The following is a 1,674-nucleotide window of genomic DNA, read 5'->3' on the forward strand; positions in this document are numbered from 1 at the left end:
GGCTATAATGCCCTCTGAGTATACAGATGAAATGGAAAATTCATCTTATATATTCGGAGGGCTTTTTCTATGGGAAGAAAATCAAAATACTCGGCGGAGGAAAAACTCTTAATTCTCCAAGAAGCTTTACGTGAGGGATCTTCTAAAGTCATGATTAGATATAATATTGGCAATGATGCCCTTTATCGTTGGAGACTTTTGTACAAGTATCAAGGGTTGCCTGGGCTTCAGTCTGACCATCACAATCAAAGTTACTCAAGAAAATTCAAGCACTCGTTAGTTGAGCAGTATCGACAATCAACTGAATCGATGGAGTTATTTGCGATAAAGCACGGTTTGCGATCACGTACCCAGTTAAAGCAGTGGATTATCCAGTATAATGAATCTAACTTAAAGGCATATACGCCAAGAAAGCGAGATTCAAAAATGAGTGGACGAAAGACTAACTTTGAAGAGCGACTGATAATCATCGAAGACCTGATTAAGCATGGTATGAACTACAATTGGGCGGTTGAAAAGTATCATATTAGTTACCAACAGGTTTATGGCTGGTACCAGAAATATCATAAAAGTGGTAATGACCCGGAATCACTTCGTGATCGCCGGGGTAAAGCTAAACCGGAAGAGGAGTGGACAGAAGTTGATCGGCTCAAAGCAGAGAACCGCTTACTAAGAGCTCAGCTAAAAAATCAAGAGATGGAGATTGCCTTCGCAAAAAAATTAACAGAAATACGCAATCGGGAGGTGAACAAGGAGCCAAATACCAAGCCATCAAAGAACTAAATCAGGAAAATGGTTGGTCAATTAGCCAGCTGTGTAAAATAGCTGAGTCTTCGCGAGATGGTTATTACAAATGGCTCAATCGAAAGCCAAGTCATTATCAAAATGAGCAGGCAGAACTGCTTGAAGCAATTTTAGAATTAGAAAAAGAGCATAATTGGACGCTTGGATATCTAGCGATGACTACACAGTTAAGTTTTGAGAACCGTTTAAGCTTTACTGCTGGATTAAAACGAGTAACTAACTGCATGCGTAAGCATGGGATTAGGGCGAATATTAGGAAAAAGAGACACAATCGAATTCAACGCCATGAGGAGTATATCAATGACAACTTATTACAGGAACAATTCGATCGAGAAACTAAAAATGAAGTGTGGGTTACCGATACAACGGAAGTTGCCTACGGCGAACACACGCTTCATAAAATACGAGTACACGTTATTTTAGACTTATATGGTCGTTACGCTTTAAGCTACAACATTTCAGATACAGAAACCTCATCAGCAGTAATGGAAGCCTTTAATCGTGCTTTTGCGGTTGAACCAGATGCACAGCCGATGGTTCATACTGACCGTGGAGCAGCCTACTGCTCAGGTATGTTTAACGACTACTTAGCTTCTAAAAACTGCATTCATAGTATGTCACACCCCGGCCATCCTTGGGAAAACTCCCCAATGGAACGCTGGTGGAATGACTTCAAGTTAATCTGGATGAATAAACATCCTCGTCCTAAGACATTGGAAGAGTTAGAACAACTCGTCAAAGGAGCCATTAAATACTTTAATACCAAACGCGCTTACACAAGCAGAAACGGCTTGACCGCGGAACAATTCCGCAATCAAGCCGCCTAAAATTTTATCTATTTAACCTGTATACTTGACGGGACCTAGTGCC

General features: G+C 40.7%; 2 protein-coding genes. Both read left to right on the forward strand.

Features of this window, described 5'->3' with window-relative positions; translation table 11 throughout:
* Positions 1-69 precede the first annotated feature (69 nt).
* Positions 70-783: a helix-turn-helix domain-containing protein gene (locus tag HMPREF0501_RS08450; RefSeq protein ID WP_006917591.1), complete on the forward strand. Its 714-nt coding sequence runs from the start codon at positions 70-72 to the stop codon at positions 781-783.
* Positions 720-1,631: an IS3 family transposase gene (locus HMPREF0501_RS08455; protein WP_223206805.1), complete on the forward strand. Its 912-nt coding sequence runs from the start codon at positions 720-722 to the stop codon at positions 1,629-1,631. Before HMPREF0501_RS08450 ends, HMPREF0501_RS08455 begins: the two co-directional genes overlap by 64 nt.
* Positions 1,632-1,674: the final 43 nt, after the last annotated feature.

It is taken from the genome of Limosilactobacillus coleohominis 101-4-CHN (assembly GCF_000161935.1).
In the GTDB taxonomy this organism is placed as follows: Bacteria; Bacillota; Bacilli; order Lactobacillales; family Lactobacillaceae; genus Limosilactobacillus; species Limosilactobacillus coleohominis_A.

Coding starts and splice junctions, on each gene's coding strand:
- HMPREF0501_RS08450 (WP_006917591.1), top strand. CDS start 70: ATGGGAAGAAAATCAAAATACTCGGCGGAGGAAAAACTCTTAATTCTC.